Annotated in this window: 22 protein-coding genes and 2 pseudogenes; 10 read left to right on the forward strand and 14 right to left on the reverse strand. The window is 63.0% G+C overall.

Going from position 1 to position 21,018, the window contains the following annotated elements; genetic code table 11:
* From AC3WJU_RS03035 to AC3WJU_RS03045, 3 genes are all read right to left on the reverse strand, one after another.
* Nucleotides 1-231: hypothetical protein (locus AC3WJU_RS03035; protein WP_492259086.1), on the reverse strand; the 231-nt coding region annotated here is incomplete at its 3' end.
* A 130-nt stretch (nucleotides 232-361) separates the two neighbouring features.
* Nucleotides 362-796, reverse strand: a complete 435-nt coding sequence (locus AC3WJU_RS03040) for an SRPBCC family protein (protein WP_059388794.1) — start codon at nucleotides 794-796, stop codon at nucleotides 362-364.
* 54 nt (nucleotides 797-850) lie between these two features.
* On the reverse strand, nucleotides 851-1,504 hold the full coding sequence (locus AC3WJU_RS03045) for a hypothetical protein (RefSeq protein ID WP_492259087.1): 654 nt from the start codon (nucleotides 1,502-1,504) through the stop codon (nucleotides 851-853).
* Between the two features lie 325 nt (nucleotides 1,505-1,829).
* Between AC3WJU_RS03045 and AC3WJU_RS03050 the strand changes: the two genes are divergently transcribed.
* The gene (locus tag AC3WJU_RS03050; protein ID WP_284988896.1) at nucleotides 1,830-2,882 is read left to right on the forward strand and encodes an iron ABC transporter substrate-binding protein; all 1,053 of its coding nucleotides are present in this window, start codon (nucleotides 1,830-1,832) and stop codon (nucleotides 2,880-2,882) included.
* An 85-nt stretch (nucleotides 2,883-2,967) separates the two neighbouring features.
* Here the strand turns inward: AC3WJU_RS03050 and AC3WJU_RS03055 are convergent.
* A pseudogene (locus tag AC3WJU_RS03055) lies at nucleotides 2,968-3,285 on the reverse strand (SDR family oxidoreductase); the annotation flags it as partial.
* A gap of 268 nt (nucleotides 3,286-3,553) precedes the next feature.
* Between AC3WJU_RS03055 and AC3WJU_RS03060 the strand changes: the two are divergent.
* Nucleotides 3,554-3,757 carry a cold-shock protein gene (locus tag AC3WJU_RS03060; protein WP_035743560.1) on the forward strand — a complete coding sequence of 68 codons (204 nt, stop codon included), beginning with the start codon at nucleotides 3,554-3,556 and terminating at the stop codon, nucleotides 3,755-3,757.
* An 18-nt stretch (nucleotides 3,758-3,775) separates the two neighbouring features.
* On the opposite strand, the gene AC3WJU_RS03065 is transcribed toward AC3WJU_RS03060, so the two are convergent.
* The 5 genes from AC3WJU_RS03065 to AC3WJU_RS03085 form a co-directional block, all read right to left on the reverse strand.
* Nucleotides 3,776-4,510, reverse strand: a complete 735-nt coding sequence (locus AC3WJU_RS03065) for a maleate cis-trans isomerase family protein (protein ID WP_492259088.1) — start codon at nucleotides 4,508-4,510, stop codon at nucleotides 3,776-3,778.
* Nucleotides 4,511-4,517: 7 nt separating this feature from the next.
* Complete coding sequence (locus AC3WJU_RS03070; protein WP_306964558.1) at nucleotides 4,518-5,951, reverse strand: amidohydrolase family protein; 1,434 nt, start codon at nucleotides 5,949-5,951, stop codon at nucleotides 4,518-4,520.
* 8 nt (nucleotides 5,952-5,959) lie between these two features.
* Complete coding sequence (locus AC3WJU_RS03075; protein WP_492259089.1) at nucleotides 5,960-6,772, reverse strand: aspartate/glutamate racemase family protein; 813 nt, start codon at nucleotides 6,770-6,772, stop codon at nucleotides 5,960-5,962.
* Nucleotides 6,769-7,452 (reverse strand): GntR family transcriptional regulator, encoded by a 684-nt coding sequence (locus tag AC3WJU_RS03080; protein ID WP_492259090.1) that lies wholly within the window; start codon nucleotides 7,450-7,452, stop codon nucleotides 6,769-6,771. Before AC3WJU_RS03080 ends, AC3WJU_RS03075 begins: the two co-directional genes overlap by 4 nt.
* A gap of 101 nt (nucleotides 7,453-7,553) precedes the next feature.
* Nucleotides 7,554-8,906, reverse strand: a complete 1,353-nt coding sequence (locus AC3WJU_RS03085) for an MFS transporter (protein ID WP_306964553.1) — start codon at nucleotides 8,904-8,906, stop codon at nucleotides 7,554-7,556.
* 1,235 nt (nucleotides 8,907-10,141) lie between these two features.
* Between AC3WJU_RS03085 and AC3WJU_RS03090 the strand changes: the two genes are divergently transcribed.
* The 3 genes and pseudogenes from AC3WJU_RS03090 to AC3WJU_RS03100 all read left to right on the forward strand — a co-directional run.
* Nucleotides 10,142-10,849 carry an EamA family transporter gene (locus tag AC3WJU_RS03090; protein ID WP_492259091.1) on the forward strand — a complete coding sequence of 236 codons (708 nt, stop codon included), beginning with the start codon at nucleotides 10,142-10,144 and terminating at the stop codon, nucleotides 10,847-10,849.
* Nucleotides 10,846-11,088, forward strand: a complete 243-nt coding sequence (locus AC3WJU_RS03095) for a hypothetical protein (RefSeq protein ID WP_332602813.1) — start codon at nucleotides 10,846-10,848, stop codon at nucleotides 11,086-11,088. Before AC3WJU_RS03090 ends, AC3WJU_RS03095 begins: the two co-directional genes overlap by 4 nt.
* Nucleotides 11,049-12,056 (forward strand): annotated as a pseudogene (locus tag AC3WJU_RS03100) (cysteine desulfurase family protein); the annotation flags it as partial. The gene AC3WJU_RS03095 and the pseudogene AC3WJU_RS03100, both read left to right, overlap by 40 nt.
* 287 nt (nucleotides 12,057-12,343) lie before the next feature.
* Here AC3WJU_RS03100 and AC3WJU_RS03105 read toward each other — a convergent pair.
* The 4 genes from AC3WJU_RS03105 to mscL form a co-directional block, all read right to left on the reverse strand.
* Nucleotides 12,344-13,291: a proline dehydrogenase family protein gene (locus tag AC3WJU_RS03105; RefSeq protein WP_492259092.1), complete on the reverse strand. Its 948-nt coding sequence runs from the start codon at nucleotides 13,289-13,291 to the stop codon at nucleotides 12,344-12,346.
* An 80-nt stretch (nucleotides 13,292-13,371) separates the two neighbouring features.
* Nucleotides 13,372-13,626: a hypothetical protein gene (locus tag AC3WJU_RS03110; RefSeq protein WP_306964542.1), complete on the reverse strand. Its 255-nt coding sequence runs from the start codon at nucleotides 13,624-13,626 to the stop codon at nucleotides 13,372-13,374.
* Nucleotides 13,627-13,656: 30 nt separating this feature from the next.
* Nucleotides 13,657-14,520 (reverse strand): amino acid-binding protein, encoded by an 864-nt coding sequence (locus AC3WJU_RS03115; RefSeq protein ID WP_492259093.1) that lies wholly within the window; start codon nucleotides 14,518-14,520, stop codon nucleotides 13,657-13,659.
* Nucleotides 14,521-14,641: 121 nt separating this feature from the next.
* Entirely contained in the window at nucleotides 14,642-15,073 is a 432-nt protein-coding gene (mscL, locus tag AC3WJU_RS03120) for a large conductance mechanosensitive channel protein MscL (RefSeq protein ID WP_059388782.1), read from the reverse strand.
* 306 nt (nucleotides 15,074-15,379) lie between these two features.
* Between mscL and AC3WJU_RS03125 the strand changes: the two genes are divergently transcribed.
* The 5 genes from AC3WJU_RS03125 (at nucleotide 15,380) to AC3WJU_RS03145 (ending at nucleotide 20,065) form a co-directional block, all read left to right on the forward strand.
* A complete protein-coding gene (locus AC3WJU_RS03125) occupies nucleotides 15,380-16,429 on the forward strand; it encodes an FUSC family protein (RefSeq protein WP_492259172.1) in 1,050 nt (349 codons plus the stop codon).
* Between the two features lie 93 nt (nucleotides 16,430-16,522).
* Nucleotides 16,523-17,293, forward strand: a complete 771-nt coding sequence (locus AC3WJU_RS03130; protein WP_284988978.1) for a GAF and ANTAR domain-containing protein — start codon at nucleotides 16,523-16,525, stop codon at nucleotides 17,291-17,293.
* Between the two features lie 106 nt (nucleotides 17,294-17,399).
* Entirely contained in the window at nucleotides 17,400-17,963 is a 564-nt protein-coding gene (locus AC3WJU_RS03135) for a hypothetical protein (protein WP_059388779.1), read from the forward strand.
* Between the two features lie 48 nt (nucleotides 17,964-18,011).
* Nucleotides 18,012-18,764 carry an IclR family transcriptional regulator gene (locus AC3WJU_RS03140; protein WP_492259173.1) on the forward strand — a complete coding sequence of 251 codons (753 nt, stop codon included), beginning with the start codon at nucleotides 18,012-18,014 and terminating at the stop codon, nucleotides 18,762-18,764.
* 113 nt (nucleotides 18,765-18,877) lie between these two features.
* Complete coding sequence (locus AC3WJU_RS03145) at nucleotides 18,878-20,065, forward strand: 4-hydroxybenzoate 3-monooxygenase (RefSeq protein WP_492259094.1); 1,188 nt, start codon at nucleotides 18,878-18,880, stop codon at nucleotides 20,063-20,065.
* An 18-nt stretch (nucleotides 20,066-20,083) separates the two neighbouring features.
* On the opposite strand, the gene AC3WJU_RS03150 is transcribed toward AC3WJU_RS03145, so the two are convergent.
* The gene (locus AC3WJU_RS03150; RefSeq protein WP_492259095.1) at nucleotides 20,084-21,010 is read right to left on the reverse strand and encodes an aldose 1-epimerase family protein; all 927 of its coding nucleotides are present in this window, start codon (nucleotides 21,008-21,010) and stop codon (nucleotides 20,084-20,086) included.
* Nucleotides 21,011-21,018: the final 8 nt, after the last annotated feature.

Raw genomic sequence — 21,018 nt, forward strand, 5'->3', positions numbered from 1 at the left:
GGTCGGGAGGGCGAACAGGGTGCCCCGGCCGACGTTTTCGCTGCTTCGAATCGGGCGGGCGGGGGGCCATGCCGGTGCCGGAGATTGGTTGGCTTCCGGATGCCAAGAGGGAATTTGGGGGCCCGGGGCATCCGGAGCGCTCATTCCGAACTCAGGCTTGGGACGCTGCGATGCGCCGTATTCGTTGCTGCCGGGCTGCGTGTTTTCCGGCAGGTTGGTGCTTTCGGTCATGTTTCCCCCAATGTGGACCGCGGCGATCGTATGGGTCATCCTTGCACGCGACAGAGGAAATTCGCCAGCAATTGCGGCGAATAAATGTGTCGGCGATTCGACGCCGTGGGGAGAGCCTGGGGCTCGTGGACTAGCCGGCTTCGAGGATCTTCTTGAGGTTCTCCAGGTCCTTGCGCATGGCGGTGCGCATCATTGGCGCCATGAGAATGCCCGCAAGCGCGGAGAACCCGGAGGGTTCACCTGTGTTGCGGAGGGTCATGCGGGTGGCGCCATTCTCATCGGACCAGGTGTAAGTGGTGCGCATCGGGAAAGGACCTTGGCTTGTGCGCATAGTGAGTTTCTCGCCGGGGACAAGCTCGGTGAATTCGTAGACATAGTCCAAATTTCGGCCCAGAAACCGTGCGGTGAAGGCAACCCGGGATCCGACCGCGAGGGGCTTCGGCGTCTGCCACTGTGCAGATCGTATGTTCACATACCAGACCGGCGCGTTGTCCGGGTTGGAAGCATAACTTGCCACGATCTCGCGGGGCCGCTGGATCAGTATTTCGGTCTGGACGTCCACCATGTCCCTAACTATCGCAGAACGCGCCTAGCGGGCGGTAACCCCCATTGAAGGAACTCATGGCAGATGCTCAGATTCTTCGGGGCGCTGCTGGGCCTCTTCGCTCTGGGGTTCAATCTCCACGTAGTAAATCGCGCCTGCACCCGGGGCATGAAGGCGGAGGGTCGCATGACGTATCGGCCGGTAGTCGTGTCCGAAGGGGTCCCGCACTGCTATTCGTTCAAGGTGGTCCATCCGCGCGAGGAGGCCATCGACCTCCCTGAGCGTCGCGCAGTGGGTCTCTTCTCCCGCTACATCCAATACCCAGGGTGAACCGGTGGCGCCGCTGGCAAGTTCCAGGCTCAAGGTTTCAAATATTCCAGCCAGAAGGGCATCGAGCGTTGTGGGGTAGAGGCGGAGCAAACGATGCGCTTGCGGTTCGCGGCGCCGGTCGCTGATCCAGGTTTGGCGGAGCCACGTGAATTCGACCCGACCGAACGAGGACCCAAGAGTCAGCTTCCGGCCTTCCTCCAAGGTCAAGTGGAAGTTGTTCCCCGCCCGGTCCAGGATGCTGGCCGCTTCCTCAACGTACTCAAGGTCTTCCAGCATGGCGGTCTTGGACGGGTAGTACGTGAAATCGCCGAGCTCATCGACAACGACGTAGTCTTCCGGAGCCGCGCCGGCAAGCGCGGAAGCGTGTGCCGCTCCTTGGTTGAGGGGACTGCGTTTCATGGTGGATTCAGCTCCTACCGAGGTTGGCCCAAAGCCCGAATAGGCCGTGCGTCCTTTCTTCATCAGACCACCAAACCGAGCGGCCGTCGTCGGTCCTTAATGGTTTCCTTACGCGGACCGGAACAGATTTAGCGCCAAGGCTGCCGTTTGTAACAGTCGACCTCAGTGTGCCCAGAATTACGCAACAGCAGCATGTTGTTATTACAGTAAGGATTGCCTTGCCTATCTCGTTGCCGTTCCTCCCGACTCGTCGGGCTGCCGTGCACGAAGGGTAGGGCAACCCCCAGCCATTCCGGTCCCAGCCGGAACCCTTGAAAGGCCCCCCATGAAATTCGGCATCAAACCCGCTACGGCCCTTGCCGCCGCCACGGCCACGCTGCTGGCACTTTCTGCGTGTAGCGGCGCACCAAGCGGTACTGCGAGCGGTGGTTCCACGGCCGGCGCGTCCGGTGACGGCATCGTCGTATACAACGCGCAGCATGAAAACCTCACCGGCGCATGGGTGGACGCCTTCACCAAGGAGACGGGAATCAAGGTTACGCTCCGTAATGGTGACGACCTTGAAATGAGCAACCAGCTCAGTGAGGAAGGCAAGAACTCTCCGGCGGACGTCTTCCTCACGGAAAACTCCCCGGCGATGGTCCGCATCGCGAGTGCCGGGTTGCTCGCCCCCGTCGATCAGGCAACCCTTAGCCAAGTCCCTACGCAGTACCGGCCCTCCACCGGCGACTGGACGGGCATCGCGGCCCGCTCCACCGTGTTGGCCTACAACAAGACCAAGCTCAGTGCAGACAAGCTTCCCAAGTCCTTGATGGACCTTGCGGACCCGTCATGGAAGGGACGCATCGGTGCGTCCACGGGTGGAGCCGATTTCCAGGCTATTGTCAGCGCGATGCTTGCGCTCAAGGGAGAAGACGCCACCCAGAAATGGCTGGAGGCGGCTAAAACCAACTTCAAGTCCTACAAGGACGACACCCCGGTGCTCGCAGCTGTGAACGCAGGCGAGGTCGACGCGGGAGTCCTGTACCACTACTACTCCTTCGTGGACCAGGCCCAGACCGGAGAAAACAGCAAGAACGTTGATCTCCACTACTTCAAGAACCAGGACCCGGGTGCGTTCGTCAGCGTCTCCGGCGGCGCTGTTCTGGCATCCAGCAAGAAGCAGGCCCAAGCCCAGCAGTTCCTGAAGTTCATCACGGGCAAAGCGGGTCAGCAGGTCCTCCAGAACGGTGACTCCTTTGAATACACCGTTGGCTCCGACGTACCGGCGAACTCCAAGCTTGTGCCCCTCAAGGACCTTCAGGCACCTTCGGTGGACCCCGCCAAGCTCAACAGCGAAAAGGTTACCGAGTTGATGACCAAGGTCGGGCTTCTCTAGGCTCCAGGGCCGCCTTGCTGCTGCAGACCGCCGCCCCCTGTCCCGTCGAAGACAGGGGCTGCGGTCCGTCAGTGCCCAGCCCGACCTTAAAGCCCCCGTTGCTATAAGGAATCTGGCCATTCATCCACGACCCCTGCCCGGAAAACAGGAATCTCACCAGGTCCGTCGTGTCCTCGGCCGTGCCGAGTCGACCCGCTGGAGTCGCGTCAATGCCCGAACGCCGCGTAGCGTCGTCCATCCACCCGGTGTCGATCGGGCCCGGGTTCACCACGTTCGCCCGCACGCCCCGGCCTGCCAGCTCGACGGCGGACGCTGTGACGATCCGGTCGAGGGCCCCCTTGCTCGCGCCATACGGCAGGTTGTGAACAGTGTGGTCGCTCGTCAAGGCGACAATCCGGCCGCTTCGAACCGGCGCCGGAACAACCCCACCTGGTGTTCTCCTTCATGGCCGACGACGCTAATCGCCAACCACTCTGCCGTCCCAGTTTCAAGATCCCGCCCTGCAGAGGAACAAGAAATCCTCAAGATTCGGGCCCCAGGGAACACCGAGACCCCCGAAGATCCTTGCGCCCCCGAACCCCGCCACGTAGCTTTGAGGAAGCGGACGTATGCGTCCGGGGGCATCGGGTTTGAAGCCGGTGGCCAGTCAGATTCAGAGAAGGAACATGGCCGTGGCAACAGGTATTGTCAAGTGGTTCAACGCCGAAAAGGGTTTCGGCTTCATTGCCCCCGACGACGGTTCGGCGGACGTTTTTGCCCACTACTCAGCGATCGCCTCAAGCGGGTACCGATCACTGGACGAGAATCAGCGGGTCCAGTTCGACGTCGTCCAAGGCCCGAAAGGCCCCCAGGCGGAGAACATCCAGCCTCTTTAAGAGGGCACCACTGACGAATCAGGCTAGTTCGGCAAGCAGCCGGCCCCACTTGGGTGCCAGTAAGGGCGCTCCGGCAAGCTTGAGGCAGTGCCATAGCGTCACCGCCACGGAATCAAGCACCGGCACTCCGGTGGTTTCCTCCACTTCCGCGGTGATGTTGGCGCCGTAAAGGTTCGTGCACAAATAAATGAGCGCGTCCGGGTTCGAGGCGGCAAGTTCCAAGGACCCGGGCAGCATCTCCGCGTCCGTGACCCGGGCGAAGGATTCGTTGTTGCTGAGGTCCAGGTGGCGGTGGTCAACCGTCCTGATTCCTTCGCGCCCATATGACTCAATGACGGCATTGTTCACGTCCCCTGTGTAGGGCGTGAACATGCTGATCCTTTCCGTGCCGAACGCCTTGAAGGCCTCCAGGTAGGCCAACGTAGAGGTCGTGGCCGGGATCCCGGTGGCCTCCGTGATTTCCTGGACCAGCGCTTCGTCATGGGCGGAACCGAGCCAGGAGCCTGAGGTTCCGTTCCATGCGATGACGTCTACATCCGCCGTCGCGAGCAATGCGGCGGCCTCCCTCATGACGGCCGAATCGAATTGTTTGTCCGAGGAATCATCCAGTGCAATGCGTGTGACCGGAATGCGCGTGAAGTGGATGGTGACGTCCTCGCGGTCACCCAGGATCCGGTAGCTCTGCGGTTCAAGGCACGTGTTGGATGACGGCACGATCATGCCGATGCGGGTGGGGCGGTGTTCGGAAGGCATGGTTCTCCTAAGCAGAAACGGTGGCGGGAACGGACGGCGATTTTCGAACGGACAGGGCGTCGTGGTGGGCGGCGAAGCCGTTGCGGGCGACGAAACGGCCCACCGGTCCGGGATCGTGGAAACCGCCGTCGTCGACCACGACGCGTCCGGCGGAGACGACGACGGCGGGCCAGCCGTTCAGCGTCTTCCCTTCGAAAGGCGAGAAGTCAGTTCCCATGTGGAGCGCGCCGCCGTCGACCTCGCGTTCTTCGGCGGGATCGAAGATGACCAGATCGGCGTCGAACCCTGCCGCGATGGTGCCCTTGCCGGGCACGGCGTTGATCCGCGCGGGACCGGCCGAGAAGACCTCGACGAAGTCCTCCACTGTGCTGTTGGGCGCCATTGCGGTGAATGTGACGGGCATTCGGGTTTCGACGCCGGGCAGCCCGTGCGGCATGAAGCGGACGTCGTCGGTGCGCTCCCGCTTTTGCGAGAGGTCGTAGCAGGAGTGGTCCGAGGAGACGGTGTGGATCGCTCCGTCCGCGAGCCGTTCCTTCAGCGCGGCGACGGTTTCAGCGCTGCGCATCGGCGGGCAGCAGGCATACCATTCGGGGAATTTTGAGCCGTAGACGGTGTCATCCAGCGTCAGGTAGTGCGGACACGTCTCGGAGTAGGCCACCTGGCCGCGCCCGCGGGCCTCGGTGACCAGATCCACCGCGCCGGGGGTCGACTGGTGCACGAAGTAGACCGGCGCACCGGTGTACTCGGCCATGGCGAGGGTCTCTTTGACAGAGATTTCCTCGGCGAGCTCGGGCCGTGTGGAATGCAGGTGCTCGATGCCGATCCGGCCGTCCGCAGCGTGCTGTTCGGTGCAGTCGGCGATGATGGGATCGTGTTCGGCATGGATGTACGTGAGTCCGTCCAGGCGCACCATTTCGCGCATGACTTTCAGGATGGTGTCGCCGTCGGCCATGGTGGAGCCGCGGTTGGTGGTGTACATCTTCACCGAACGGACGCCCTCGGCGGCGAGTTGCTCCAGCTGCCAGGGCACGGTCTCGTCCCAACTGACCACGGAGCCGTGCAGCGCGACGTCGCAGCGGGATTCGGCGGCCAAGCGCTTCTTGTTCAGGACGGCGTCCAGCGGGGATTCCTGGGCGTCACGCGGAATACCAAAGTCGATGATGGTTGTGGTGCCGCCCCACAGGGCCGCGGTGGAGGTGGTGCGGTAGTCATCCAGGGTGCGGAAGCGGCCGGTCACTTGGGCCACGTGGCAATGGCCGTCCACACCGCCCGGGATGACCAACTTGCCCGAAGCGTCGATGATACGCGCGGCCGCGGGGACCGGTTCTGCGGCGTCGATGAGCTGGATGATGCGGCCGCCGTCGACCACGACGTGCGCGGCTTGCCGGCCGAAGCTGTTGACCACGGTGCCGTGGGCGATGACGAGATCGGGAATGGTCACGGTGGTTCCTACTTTCCTGCTGGAACGGCGGTGCCGGCAACGGAGGTGCCGGCGGCGGACTGGATGGCGGTCAGGGCGGCGTCGAGGTTTTCGGACAGTCCCCGGCGGTGCTTGACGGGCGGCGGCGCAAAAGCGCCTTGGCGGTGGAAGCCGGATTGCAGGGCCACAACCGCTTCGGTCATGCGGATCCCGGCGGAGATTCCGTCCACCACGGGCACGGGGATTTGTCCTTCAAGCTCGCGCGCGAGTCCGGCAAGCGGGGCACCTGCCAGGATGACGACGTCGGCGCCGTCCTCGGCGACCGCTAGCCGGCTCAGTGCCAGGAGGGTTTCCTTGAAGTCCTGTTGCACAGTGCCGATGCCGTTGAGGCTCTGGTTGATGGAACGGATCGAGGCAAGACGGCTGCCAAGTCCGAAATGCTCCACGCAATCCCGGTACCAAGCGGTGATGCGGTCCGAAATGGCGATGACGGAGAAGCGTTGGCCCTGCAGGGCCGCGGCGCAGAGGGCGGCCTCCGTGATCCCGATGACCGGCACGTCGGTCAGTTCCTTGAGCGCAGGCATTCCGGGGTCGCCGAATGCGGCCACGACGACGCCGTCTATGCGGTCCGCAGCCGGATCGCCGCCGCAGTGCTCGGCGATGATTTCGGCGACGGCTCCGGCTGCGATGAGGGATTCGAAGCGGGTCTCGATGTATTCGACGCCATGTCCGGCGGTCCTGACGATCAGCTCGGTGTCGGTCCCCGCCGAGCGGCGGGCTTCGGCGTCGATCAGCGCGGTGACATCCGCGCTGATGTTGGGATTGATGACTAGCAATTTCATGGTCGTTTGCCTTGCAACTTGAGTTCGGTGGCGGGCTCGTTCTGGGGGAACTGCTCGCGGTACTTTCCAATGTGCGACGCCGATTGGGTTGCGGCGCGCTCGGCATCGCCGCTGGCGATGGCGGCGTAGAGATCGCGGTGCTCCTGGATCAGCTCCGGCAGGTCGTGCACGTGGCGGAAGAGCCAGTGCATGCGGCCTTGGAGCGGTTCCAGCGCGGTGCGGAGAAAATCGTTGTTGGCGATGGCCGTGATGGCATCGTGGAATTCGCTATTGGCGCGGTGCGCCTCGAGAATTGAGCCTTTCGCAAGGAAGCGATCGGCCTCATCGAGGAGCCCGGCCAGGTGCTTGAGGTCCTTGTCCGTGGCGCGGGCCGCGGCCAGGCGGCAGGCGAGGACTTCGAGCGACTGGCGGACGTCGAAGAGGTCCTCGACGTCTTTGGGGCTCAACCCCGCCACTTCGGAACCGCGTGAGGCCCGGTCCTGGATGAGGCCTTCCTGCCGCAGCATGCGGAGGGCTTCGCGGATGGGGAGTCGCGAGACGTTGAATTCGGCGGCGAGGTCCCGCTCCACCAGCCGGGTGCCGGGCGCGTAGTGACCCTCGAAGATTCGCGAACGGATGGCGTCCCGCACGGATTCCCGGAGGGGACGGTCCGTGGTGGGGGCTTCTTCTGCAATCAGCATTCTTGCTCCATTCGTGTTCTCTTGGGTCAATGCGCCCGGCAACCCGGAGGCGTCCAGTCGTGCGGCGGTTCAGGACCGCACGGCCGGCCCGGTCAGGCGAGTTAGACCGGAAGCCGCTTGTTGTAGTTCAGGGTCAGGACGGAGACGCCCATGATCACGGCGGATCCTACAAAGTACAGCAGCGCCCAGGTGTAGGAGCCCGTGGCCCCGACAATCAGGCCTACCACAATCGGGGTGACGAACCCTGCGATGTTGCCGCTGAAGTTCATTGCACCGCCGAGGACGCCAGCGTTGGTGCGGCCGCCGAGGATTGACGGGATGGACCAGAAGAGGCCCACCCAGCGGAGGAAGAACAAGACCACTGAGAGGAGCACGACGGCGGTGATCGGGTCTGCGACGACCGTCACGCCAACTAGGCCGCCGACCACCACGACGCTGGAGATGCCCAGCAGGGTACGCATGACCAGGTTGGCCGAGGCGCCAGCTGCGCGCCACTTGTCGGCGATAGCGCCGCCGAGGATCTCGCCGACGAAGCCTGCGCCGAAGATCACGAACGTGGACCAGCCGATGGTGTTCAAGTTGAAGTGCTTGGCCTGGGCGAGGTAGAGCGGGCCCCACGTCAGCAGGCCGTAGAACACGCCGTTGAATCCCAGCCAGCCAAAGCACATGGCCCAGAAAGAGCGGAACTTCAGGTAGGGGAGGAGTGCGCGCTTGCCCTTGACGCCGTCTTTCGTGGCCTCGGCGTCTTCTTCGGCGTGGGAGGACTCGATGTATTCGGCCTCGGCGTCGTTGACGGCCTTGTGGTTGCGGGGATTGTCCCGGACGTACCACCAGACAGCCAGGCCCATGAGGACGGTGGCGGCACCGGCGATGATGAACGAGTAGCGCCAGCTGCCTGTTGAGGCGATGAGCCAGGTGATGAGGATACCGCCCAGGCCGGCTCCGAGCGGGGCGCCTGCGTCAAGGATCGTGGCGCCGCGGCCGCGCTCCTTCTTGTGCATCCAGATGGCGTTGAGCTTGCCGCCGGCCGGCATGACGCCTGCTTCGGCGACGCCGATACCCAAGCGGGCGATGAACATGCTGAGGAAGCCGCCGGCCAGGCCGGATGCTGCCGTTGCGGCACCCCAGCCGATGCACGACGCCGTGACGACCTTACGGGGGCCGAACTTGTCGATGAGCAAGCCGACCGGGATCTGCATGAGGGCATAGGTCCAGAAGAATGCCGAAAGCAGGAGCCCGACGAGCTCCGGTGCGAGGTTGAATTCCTTTTGGATGATGGGCAGTGCCACGGAGATGGAGCCGCGGTCGATGTAGTTGACGGCGACCAGGATCAGCAGCAGGACGAAGAGCCTCCAACGGACACTCGTGCGTCGCTGCACGCCGTCCTTGCCGGCTTTTTCTTCTGCTTTTCCTTCGGCGGCATGCGCTTCTGTTTCGGTGTTTTGGAGAGACACAGTTTCTCCTTCAGGGGGAGTTTGGGGAGCGGGGAAAGTCTTGAATTGTTGAGCTGGGTGCGGGTTGCCGCAGCAGCTGGACTCGCGCCGGCGGCAGCAGTAGCGGCCCGGTCCTCTTTCTGGGAGGAGGGACGCTGCCGGTTCGTTGGGTCCGTTTTGGGATCCCGCTTTGGGATCCCAAAATCAAAATTAGATGTGACCCGGCGCACTGTCAAGAGTTTTGGTATACAACGTGAAGAAACAGAATGTGACCGGGGGCGAAGTCTGGCGGAATATGGGTTCACTCACCCGAGTGGTGCGGGAAATGGGATACCGACACGATTCCTAGGCTTGCCCGGGTGGGGCATGGGATACCGGCGTGTTCGCGTGTTCCTGCCTGCCGACGCGCTCCCGACCCCACGACACGCTGTCTACCTCACGACACGCAACTGGTTATGCGACGAGGAGAAAGTCTGGCGACGCCCGAATACCGGTGTCGATAGGGATTTTCCGGGTCACGAGGCGTTTAGGGTGTCACGAGGCATTTGGGGCGTCGCGAGGCGGGCAGGGTCGGGGAGGGCTTAGCTCGGGTTGAGGTCGGTGAGGAGGGTGGCTTGTTATTGAAACGCGGGTGCGCAGATGGGATACCGGAGGCGTGGAGGGGTTCACTCGCACCCGTTGCGCCTTCCTCGAGGTAGGCGTCGGACCTACGATGATCCCGACGGTCGGAGGATCCCCGTCCGGTTCAGGGCACTTGCTCGATTCGCCTTTCGGGGTCTGCCGGCCGGCGGAGGTCGACAAGGGGGACGATGCCATATCGGCTGGGGTGGTGTTTCACGTGGGGATAATCACTGCCAACCGCATCCGAATTTGTGTGTCACGTTGCTGTCACAAACTATTTGGCCCTGTCACAAGGTTTGTGTGAGGATTTTCAGGCGTCGCATACAAGCGCAAATGCACGACTCACTTCTGGATAATTGGGATCCTCTCGTGAAAATAGCGCGTATACCTTCGGCGGAAACGGCCGACGCTGGCTCCGCGTGTTTGCACCATGCCGACTCGGAACGGGTCAGCAATTGACTTTTCAAGCAAATAGGCCAGAGTCATCCCGACACAGGGCCGGCATTCTGGCGTCCGTAGCGAGCCTCTCGCTCCTTCAAATCGGTAACGCCGTCGCGGTCGGGTTGATTAGCTCGATGGGCGCCGCGAGTGCGACGGTTTTGCGAATCGGGATTGCCGCGATCCTGACTCTTCCAGTGATTTTCATGATGAAACCATCGAGTCGAGCGCCGGTCCGATTCATCCTCAAGTACGGGTTGGTGCTGGGGCTGATGCAGGTCACCTTCTACCGGGCGATATCCACCATTGATCTATCCCTGGCCGTCTCCATAGAGTTCACACTGCCTCTCGTTATCGGATGCATCCGGTCCCGCAACACCACGGCCCGGGTTGCTGCGGGGCTGGCGGTTGCCGGGCTCTTCATGATTCCGACCTATGGCGCGACGACTGCACTCGAAGGTCTGTTCTTTGCTGCGGCAACGGGACTGCTACTGACCGCATACATCCATGTCGGGACTTCCATTCCGCAGGCCAACCACCCGATGCTCACTCTTAGTAAGGGGCTATGGGTTGCCCTACCCATTGCGCTGGCTGCCTTCATGGTGAACGCTCCGCCCGCTGTTCTATTCACTCCTGAATTGGCGCTCCATGCGCTCATTGTTTCCATATTGACCTTGCTGGCTCCGTTTGCGCTGGAGCTATTTGCAATGAAACGCCTTCGAGCTTTGGTATTCGCGCTCGTCGCTGCCCTTGACCCTGCGTTGGCTTCCACCGTAGGTGCCGTGGTTCTACATCAAAGCCTGGACTTTCGGCAGATGGCAGGTATCGCGATTCTCACGGTCTGCGCCGGCGTTGCCGTTTTTGCTGAATCATCAACTTCACAAAAGAAGGTCAGTGTGCAATGAAGACAGCACCCGCCATGGATATTGATCGACTTCTGGACGGCTTGGATTTGTCGGTTGAGGTTACCGGCGACACGCAAGCCCTGATCTCATGCGGATATTTCGATGCACCAACCGGGATCGATGATTTTTCGCGGAGTTCGATGATGGCAGGGCTCAGCCTTGGCACAGTCTTGGACGGCGCCAACACCGCGAACCTCACGGAATCGAAAAGGCCCGCCGCAGCATCTCTAGAGTGCTGAATTGCCGCCCGGGTGAGCTCTTCTTCACCTCCGGGGCGACGGAGTCCAACAACTGGGCAATCGCAACTGCAGCTGGGTCCAGCAGCAACCACATCATTACCTCTGTCATCGAGCACAAATCCGTCCTGGATGCCTGCCTCGCCTTTCAAAAGCGGGGCGGTGAAGTCACCTTTCTGCCCGTGGACGCACAAGGGATCGTCTCACCCAATGACATTGCCGACGCGATCAGGCCCAACACCAGCCTCGTGTCGATAATGCTGGCTAATAACGAGATCGGCACCATACAACCGGTCACGGACATCGCCGCCATCACTCGTGAGGCAGGGGTTCGGTTTCACTGCGACGCCACGCAAGCCATCGGCTATCTCGCTCCGGACTTCAAATCCCTGGGCCCAAACCTGATCAGCTTCTCAGGGCACAAAATTTACGGGCCCAAAGGCATCGGAGCCCTCTACATCGACAAGGAAACCCAGACGCTGCATGGGGGGTTCGAAAACATGTTGTTCGGCGGCGGCCAAGAGGGAGGGCGCCGGCCTGGGACGCAAAACATCACCGGCATCGTCGGATTCGCGGAAGCAATAAAAATTTCCAACGAGATCTCCGCCAGCGAAAAGCAAAGAGTTCTCGACCTGAGAAGCAGATTCTGGAACCAGTTGTCCAAGCGCATCCAAACGGTCACCGCCAACTCGCCGCTCGATGACGCTCTTCCGAATTGCCTGAATTTCAGGATTCCGGACATCGATTCGGTGGACCTGCTATCAGCCCTACCGAAAATAGCCATGTCGACTGGGTCCGCCTGCAACAGCAGCGACCAGAATCCCTCACATGTTCTCATGGCCATTGGCCTTGACGGCGCCATGGCCAGGTCCAGTATTCGCGTAGGATTCGGGCGCTTCACTACCACGGAGGAAATCGACGAGGCAGCAGGCATGATTGCGAAGGCTGTTCAGCGGCTCCAAAGTTCGTAGGCGCGAGCGTACTCAAGGCCGACACCGTCAAGATCTAGGAAGACGAGGCCGCGGACCGGGAACCTACCTCAGAGATCTGACAGTGGATATTAGCAGGCCGCACGCTAGGTCTGCCGGGTATTGCATGGGATACCGGGCAACCCGGCGCTGGGGCGTTGCTATGGCGACACACTAATGGCCTGCCGACGCGCTTCCTACCTCGCGACGCGGAAAATACCCTGCGACGCTGGAATACCGGTATCGCAGGGTATTTTCCGCGTCGCAGGGCAGCCGGGATCGGGGAGGGCTTAGCTCGGGTTGAGGTCGGCGAGAGCCGTCAGCGCACGCTCGGGATGTTCCGCGATGCGGTTCAGGACGTACAACCACCATTCGCCACCGAAGATGACGTATTCACGGGTCCTGTACCCGTCCCTGTGGAGCCGATCGAGAAGTTCGGTCCCGAGTCCGAGGAGCATCTCGAATTCGATCGCGTCTGTCTTCAGTGCCTCGCCGTGCCTGGAGATGAGCGTGTTGACGAGCTCGTCGTCGTGGGTTGCGAGGGACAGGGAGTGGCCCGAGCGGATGAGCTGGCTCGCGAGGTCGAGGTAGGCAGCCGTCAGTTCGGCGCTGTTGCGAGGGTAGGCGACGGACTCGGGCTCGAGGAACGCGCCTTTGACCAAGCGAACGGTACCCGGGTGGCGAAGGACCCGCTCGAGGTCTCCGGGGGTGCGGTGCAGGCGGGCTTGGAGCGTGATGCCGACGCGGGGGATCTCTGCTGCGAGCTCGTCGTACAGGTCGAGGACCAAATCGGTCCGGTCGGAGCCTTCGGCCGAGATCATCAGTCCCGTTCCGTACGGTTCAGTTATCGCGGCGAGCTGGCGTACATGGTTGAGGACCAGATCGCGGTCCACGAGTGCGCCGAGATGGGAGAGGTCGAAAGAGATGGTGCCCGGCAGGCCGGACTTCCCGAGGGCAGCGCCCAGCTCAAGGAAGACCCCGGCTTCCGAGCGTGCGAGCTCGGCGTTGCGCACGCTCTCGCCGGCATACTCGATGCTGGCGGCATGCCCGCGCGCCACCGCCGCTGCGGCTACCTCGATGGCATCGGCGGTGGTGTCCCCGGCTGAGTATCGCCTTGCCACGCGCGAAGCCATTGTTGCCAAGGCCGGCGTGGACATGACGCGTTGCTTCAGGTCTTCATCCAAAGCCCACGCCCGGAGGGTATCGGCAGCACGCTCGAGATCAATCTTGGTAGTCACCCGACAAACTGTACCGGCGGAGTTTGTGGACGCCGGCGTCGGGTTCATGATGTGAAATCCGGATCGGCCCTCCGCCCTCGCTACTCCTCCGGGAAACACCACACGGAGATGCGTGCGCCGTCCGGATCCGGGGTGACGCGGAGCCGGAGTTCGCGGCCCATCAGGGCTTCATGCGCGTCCTCGCTTGCCAGCTGGTCCGCGAGTTTGCTGATGGCAACGGCCATCGCCCGGCCCCAGTGCTGAGGCTCCCGGCTCGTGGCCACCGCCTCGGCGCTGGGCTGGCCGGGAACGGACACCCCTGCGGAATCCATCTCCCTCATGTCCATGGCGCTCATCCCGCCACCACCTTCCAGTTGTCGGCCGGCCTAGTCCCGGTCCTTGGCGTCGGCGCTCCGGGTGTGCGCCAGGATTTCCGCCAGCTCGGCAAGCCGATGTGCGCGTGCCGATTCCGCCGGCGTGAACGGTTCGTCCGGTCGGGAGAACAGGAGCGGCCCGCGCCATGCGGTCGGAATCTTGAGGAGGCTCGTGGAGGGCCCGACGGCGGCGCCTGCCTCGGCGGCCGGCCCTTCGGGTTCAGGGGTGACGATTTTCGCCGACAGCAGTTCTGCTACCGCCAGCGGTAATTCGTCCGGGTTGTCGGCGATCCGGGCAGCCAGGCTCAGGGCCTTTGTCTGGCCGTCCGCCATGGCGAGTGCAGTGGTAGGCCACACGTGCGAATCCCGGCCACCGCCGTCGTCGAGCGCTGTCAGTAGCTCATGCTCGCCGAGGTGGCCCGGGGCAGACACCACGAATTCGTCCATGACGGCTCCATCCATGGGGTGGACATGGATGCTGAGGATGTTGATGTTCGTCCGGGCGAGCGAGTGGGTCATGCGTTGGAGGGAGCCTGGCTGGTCGCGGAGCACAGTCCTCGCCCGCCAAAGCGCCGGGGCCGAATGGAGCTTCCTGCGGTGGCGGAGGGCAGGTGCGTGGATCCAGCGCCGCAGGATCCTGGCCGCGGAGGGCTCGGCAACCCAAATCACCAGGACCGTTGCGGTCACGGTCAGGAGGAGCACCTTGGCCAGGTAAGGGAGTTGCGTTTCAACCACAATGGCGTGGACAAGAAGTTCGATGGGAAGCATCACCGCGATTTGGGCCACGGTGACCCTTGCCTTCGGAGCCTCGGGCATCTGCCCGCACACTTCGCAGGAGAGCTCAGCGGTAACGGAAGACCTCTTCTTCGGCTTCATGGCACTATCGTGCCCGAACCCTGTTTCAGGCGGATTGCGCCTGCGTCACGATCTGGGGCGGTATTCATGGGGCCAGTTCGGCGCCGACCGGACGCGCCGAACTGGCCGTGATTCACGAAACCTAGCGGGCGTTCTCGTTGCTCTTGTTGGCAGCGGCGAGCTCGGTCAGGAGGTCGCGGATTTCAACAAGCAGGGCGGTATCAGCCGGCAGTGGCTCGTCCTCGGGCTCTTCGATGGAGGCACGGCGCTTGGTCAGTTCGTTGATCTTGTTCATGGGCGCAACGAAAATGAAGTACACCACGGCGGCCGTGATCAGGAAAGTTACGAACGCGGTGATGACGGCGCCGAAGTTGACGAAGGTCTTCGCGTTGTCGGGCCAAATCGCGAAGCCGAGCCCCTGGGCATTGACTCCGCCGGCGGCGGCGATGACCGGGTTGATGATGTTGGTGGTGAACGCTGCGACCAGGGCTGTGAACGCGGTGCCGATGACGACGGCGATGGACAACTCGATGATGTTGCCGCGAAGAACGAAGTCCTTGAAACCTTTGAGCATGGATTGACCTCCGGTGAATGGGTACAGGTGATGTGGCCGGAATAGCCCGGGCCCGGCTGGTAACAACCGACATGAGACTATCAATCGAAGACGTGCCGCCGTCTTACTTCGCTTCACGATCTACCATTCAACGGAAGGCGTTCCGGCTGCCTGGAGCCTCCCGGCGTAAGCTCGTAGCGGATGCCAGTGCCGCCGTCGTGGGCCCACGCCGCCAGGGTTCCCTGGCCGAGCTTGCGAGGCGAGGGTGGCGGTGGGGATTAGTTGAGCAGTTCGGCGCTCAAGAGAAGCAAAGAGGCAGGCAAGCCATTGAACGCCCTGGCAGAGATGTTCAGGATCGGTCCCGGCAACAAGGACCATCACCCGGCTGTGCGCTGCGCGGTGGGCGTCTTCCTGCCGTTGATCACCCTCGTGTTGTTCGGACGGCTGGACCTTGTGGTCTTCGCCAGCTTTGCGGCGTTCACGAATATCTACGGCCGTAACGAGCCCCACAGCCACCGTTTTCGAAGCCAGCTCCGTGCCGGTTCGTTGCTCCTCGGCATCATCCTGCTTGCCACCCTGACCGCCCGGGTTGGCCAGGGCTCGGACGCGTACCTGTGGATCCTCACGCTAGGCACCACATTGGTTGCCGCATTTTGCTCCGTGGTGACCGCGCTGTGGAGGCTTCGCCCGGCAGGTTCGCTCTTCCATATTTTCGCTTTCGCCGCGATCGCCTCCGTTCCCCAGCAGCCCCCGCTCTGGGAAGGGATGTTGGCGGCGGTTTTGACTGCCGTGTTGGCGTTGCTGATCGGAATGTCGGCGCGGGTAGTCCCGGGCCACCGGACACCATGGAAGCGACCGGCTGCGGACCGGTTGCTGTCCCAGGAAATCCGGGCAGCTTGGCTGGAAGGCCTGGGCTACTTCGTGGCTGCCGGGCTAGCCGGAACGCTTGCTACTTTGGTTGGGCAGTGGCTCGGATTCGGACACGGCTATTGGGCCATGGTGGCGGCAGTAGTTCCCCTGGTTGGGCGCAGTACCCGGCATCGGGTGCAACGGGGAATCCAGAGGATCGTGGGGACATTGCTCGGTTTGCTGGTGTTGGCCGGAATCCTCTGGCTCGGCCCGGCGCCATGGCAGATGGTGTTGGTGATTGCCGCATGCCAGTTCGGAGCAGAGCTCTTCATTACGCGCCAATATCTCGTGGCGCAGATATTCGTCACACCGCTCGCGCTCATTTCCACTTTGCTGGTTGCCAACGTTCCGCCCGCGCTCCTGCTGCGGGACCGCATTGTGGAGACCGTGATCGGGGCCGCCGTCGGCGTCGGGGTGGTATTGGCGCCTGCGGCATGGTCCCGGGTCAGGGAACTCACTTCCGGCTAGGCGTTTCCCAATTGGCGACCGTGTGGGACCTTATGTAAAGGGACTTATTGTTTCCACATGCCCCAATCAGCATATTCACCGGGAGAACGCGCCATGCTTCCTGCAGATAACACTTTGACCACCATCGACCGAATCCAGAACCTGATCCTGGAGAGTGCCGACTTCGAGGAATTCCTCAACGAGCTGGCGCGGTTTTCTGCCCACCAGATGGCGGGCGACGGCGATGACGCGCTCTGTGGGATCACGCTGCTGCGCGAGCGGAAGGCACTCACGATTGGTTGGAGCAGTGATGCGGCCCGCGAAGTGGACGAGATCCAGTATTCCTTGGCCCAGGGGCCATGTTTGACGGCTGCCGAAGAGGAAAGGGAAGTCCACGTCCCGGATCTTCTTGAAGAGAACCGCTGGGGTCCCGACTATGCGAGTGCCGTTGCGTCGCACGGACTGAGGTCGGTGTTGTCGTTGCCCTTCAATCTGGAGGGAGAGGCCAAAGCAGCGCTCAACCTGTACTCCGAGGCCCCGTACAAGTTCGACGAACGGGCTGCTGATCGGGCCCGCGGATATACCCGTGAGGTGTCGCAGGCCTTGCGTCTCGCTATCAGGTTCGCCCTCCACGCAGACAGCGCAAAGAATCTCCGGGCGGCCATGGAGTCCCGCACAGTGATCGATATCGCCGTTGGAATTGTCATGGCACAAAGCCGCTGCAGCCAGGAGGACGCTGTCCGGATCCTCACGGAGGCCTCGAGCAATCGCAACGTGAAATTGCGCGATATCGCCACGTCCTTGGTGGACTCCGTTGACGCAGCGGGCACCCTGACCCACTTCGAAGAGCCCGCCCAGGAGCCGGGCCGCAGCCGGGCCGGGTGAGGCGGGCCCGCTCGTCGGTCGACTCGCGGGGTGTACAACGAGGGTTCCGGAGGATAGGCTTCTTGAGGTTGAGCCGTCGGCCATAGACGCCTCTTTTGGAGTACCTATGGACCGTAGATTGCACGCCCTTGTAAAGTTTGATGTTTCCACCGACGCTGTCGAGATCGACGTGCGGGGGAGCCTGAATCAGGACTCCCGCTCCGCGCTGGTTCACATTGTTCGCCGGATTCGCCGAATGGGCATCACCTCCCACATCAGAGTCGGCTTTTCGCACGCCGCGATTGTCGAATCGCAGGCACTAGCGGGACTCCGCAACGATCTCAATGCGATCGACGGCGGAGCCACCGAAGTTGGCCTGCCCACCGGATCCGGCGTTTCCCTGGAATTCACGGACAAGCCTGCCAGTCCCGGTTTCGGGGCCGCGGCGGGAACGAAATCGATTGAAATCACCGGCGAATTCGCAGCCTCAATCGACGCGGCGGGACTCCAACCGCTGGACAAATGCTCCGATGAAGAACTTCTTGCTGCCAGCGATTTCGCGTTTGGCCTGCTGGACCAGCCCGGTACATCCGCCTCGCCGGTAGTGCTGGCGCACTACGACGCGATCGGCTTGGAGATTTCGCGCCGGGAAACCAAGCATGCCCCTGCGGATCCCGCTGAACCGCAGTAAACTTGAGCCCACCATTGAATGGAATCCGTGGGAAATGGGGAAAGCGCAGTGGCCAACTCGGCATCCGGTGATTCCGTCGTGGACCGCATCGTCCGGATTATCGAGGCATTCCCCGAAGGATCCACGTCACTGCGGCTTTCCGAACTCGCGGAGACTGCCGGCTTGCCGCTCACGAGTGCCCATCGCCTGGTCCGGCAGCTCGCCGACCACGGTCTCCTGGATCTGGCTGCCGGCGGAGATGTCCGCCTGGGCCTGCGGTTATGGGAACTCGTCAACCGGAATTCACCCACCTTGGCCCTCCGGCAAGCGGCCCTGCCATTCATGGAGGATATCCAGCAGGTCCTGAACCAGAACGTGAACCTTGCCGTGCTCGATGGTTGGGAGGCGTTGTTCGTGGAGCGGCTGTCCCGCCGGGGATCCGTGGCCAACCGTGCCCGCGTTGCCGGCCGGATGCCCGTTCACATTTCTTCGGTCGGGCTGGCGTTAATGGCCAGCCAGCCGCGGGAAAAGCAGGCCGATTACCTCAAACAGTTCAGCGACCCAGCTGGAAAGGTGACGGCCGACGTCGTCCGTCACCTTTTGGCTGAAACCGCCCAGCAGGGGTACGCGCAGCTCGCGGGCGTCGTGGATCCGGACACTTGGGGAATCGCGGTGCCGGTCGCGGACGGCAAGCGGCGCACGGTGGCGGCGCTCGGCGTCGTGGTTCCCCTCGCCGAAATGCGCCTGCAGGCGTTGGTGCCGGCGCTGCAGACGGCGGCCCGCGGAATCGGGCGCCAGCTCGGGGAGCAGCGGAACAATTAAGGGTTTTCCGTTGAACGGAATTCGTCTAACGCCGACGATGCGGCGGGGGTCACACTGATCAGCAGAACCACCGCGGCCCTTAGGCGCGGTTCCGCAATGAAGCGAGGAACACCATGGCACGCAAGATCATCACCACCCAAGTGGCCATCATGGGCGCCGGCCCGGCCGGCCTCATGCTTTCCCACCTGCTGGCAAAATCGGGGATCGAATCCACCGTCATCGAGGTCCGCAGCCACCAGCAGATCGCCGAAACGGTCCGCGCGGGCATCCTGGAACACGGCTCCGTGAACCTGCTCGTGGACAGCGGGGTTTCGGACCGCGTGCTGCGCGACGGCGACAGGCACGACGGGATCGAACTGCGCTTCAACGGCGAAAGCCACCGGATCGACTTCAACGGGCTCGTGGGGGAATCAGTCTGGCTGTACCCGCAGACGGACGTTTTCCTCGACCTTGCAGCACGGCGCAAGGACGACGGCGGCGACGTCCGGTACAGCGTCACGGACACCACCGTCCATGACCTCGAAGGCAGGCCGAAAGTCTGGTTCACCGACGCCGAGGGCCAGGAATTCGAGATCCAGGCGGACTTCCTGGTGGGTGCCGATGGTTCCCGAAGCCACTGCCGCTTCCAGATCCCCGAGGCCAACCGGAAATGGTACTTCCACGAATACCCCTTCGCCTGGTTCGGCATCCTCGCCCAGGCCCCGCGCAGCTCGGACGAACTGATCTACGCCAACTCCGCGAACGGCTTCGCCCTGATCAGCCAGCGCACCGAGAACGTGCAGCGCATGTACTTCCAGTGCGACCCCAAAGAAAACGTGGCCGACTGGGACGACGAGCGCATCTGGTCCGAATTCCGCAAACGCGTCAACGGGAACGGCTTTGAGCTCAAGGAGGGCCCGGTCCTGGAGAAGATGGTCCTGCCGTTCCGCAGCTTCGTCCACACTCCGATGCGCCACGGGAACCTGTTCCTGGCCGGCGACGCCGCCCACACCGTCCCCCCGACCGGTGCCAAGGGCCTCAATTTGGCACTGCACGACGTCAAAGTGCTCTTCGAAGGCCTGGAGTCCTTCTACTCGAACGGTTCCAACGGCCTGCTCGAGTCCTACAGCGACCGCGCCCTGGAACGCGTCTGGAAAGCCCAGCACTTCTCCTACTGGATGACGTCCATGTTGCACACCGTTCCCGGTTCGGACGATTTCGGCCGGGCCCGCCAGCTCGGCGAGCTCCACTCCGTGGTCTCGTCCCGGCACGCCCGTGCCTACCTTGCGGAGTCGTACACGGGGTGGCCGACGGGGAAGTAGCCGGCGACGCGCGGCTGGCTACTCGCGCGTCGTCACGTACCGGATGCCCCAGCTGGGCTCCCAGGCCTCCCCGGGTTCCAGCCAGCGCAGGCCTTCGCCACTGTTGAAGGCATCGGCGGGCGCAGTCATCGGTTCAACCGCGACGGCGGTCACCATACCGCCGTCGGTGGCGAAGTCCGTGGTGGTGAAGGCCTGGACGTAGCCGAAGGAGGCATCCATGAACATTTGGACTTGGCTGCCGTCGGGCGCTTCGAGGTAGTGCACCGAGCTTCCGTCGTCCTCGCGGTGGACATCGCTCCAGGCGTCGTCGAGGTCAACTGAACCAACCAGCTGGCCTGTGCGGAAGTCGTTCGTGGTTCCGGCGACGTCCGTGGTGATTCCGCTGGGGTTCAGGCGTTCGTCCACCTCGATGTGGGTAGCGGCGTTGATATAGAGCGTGAGTTCGTCCGTCGGCACGCTGCCCAGCCGGAGGAAAGGATGGGCGCCGAGCGCGACGGGCGCGGACCGGTGGCCCGTGTTTTCCAGGCGGTGGGTGACAAGCAGCCCGTCCTCCACGAGTTGATAACGGACCGACGTCGACAGCTCGAAGGGGTACCCAGCTTGCGGCGAGATGCCGGCGTCGAGCGTAATGCTGTCAGCGGTCCGGGCACTGACCCCGTATGGAGTGTGCGTCAGCAATCCATGCAAAGCATTGCCGTTGTCCGGTTCGGTGATATCGAGTTGTTGGGTGACGCCGTCGTCGCTCCATGTGCCGCCAGCCACCCGGTTGGGCCACGGGACCAGGACCCAGCCCGCGCACCATGGCGGTTGGGCATCGGCGGGATAGTCCTGGACCAGGGCCACGCCGTCGACGGCGAGCTCCCGCAGGCTGGCGGCGATTTCCGTGACGACGGCGCGCTGGATGCGGCCGCCGATGCTGGCCGTGAGTTCGAAATGTTCGCCCATGGGCGAAT

This window comes from Arthrobacter sp. FW306-1B-F12A, from assembly GCF_058781865.1.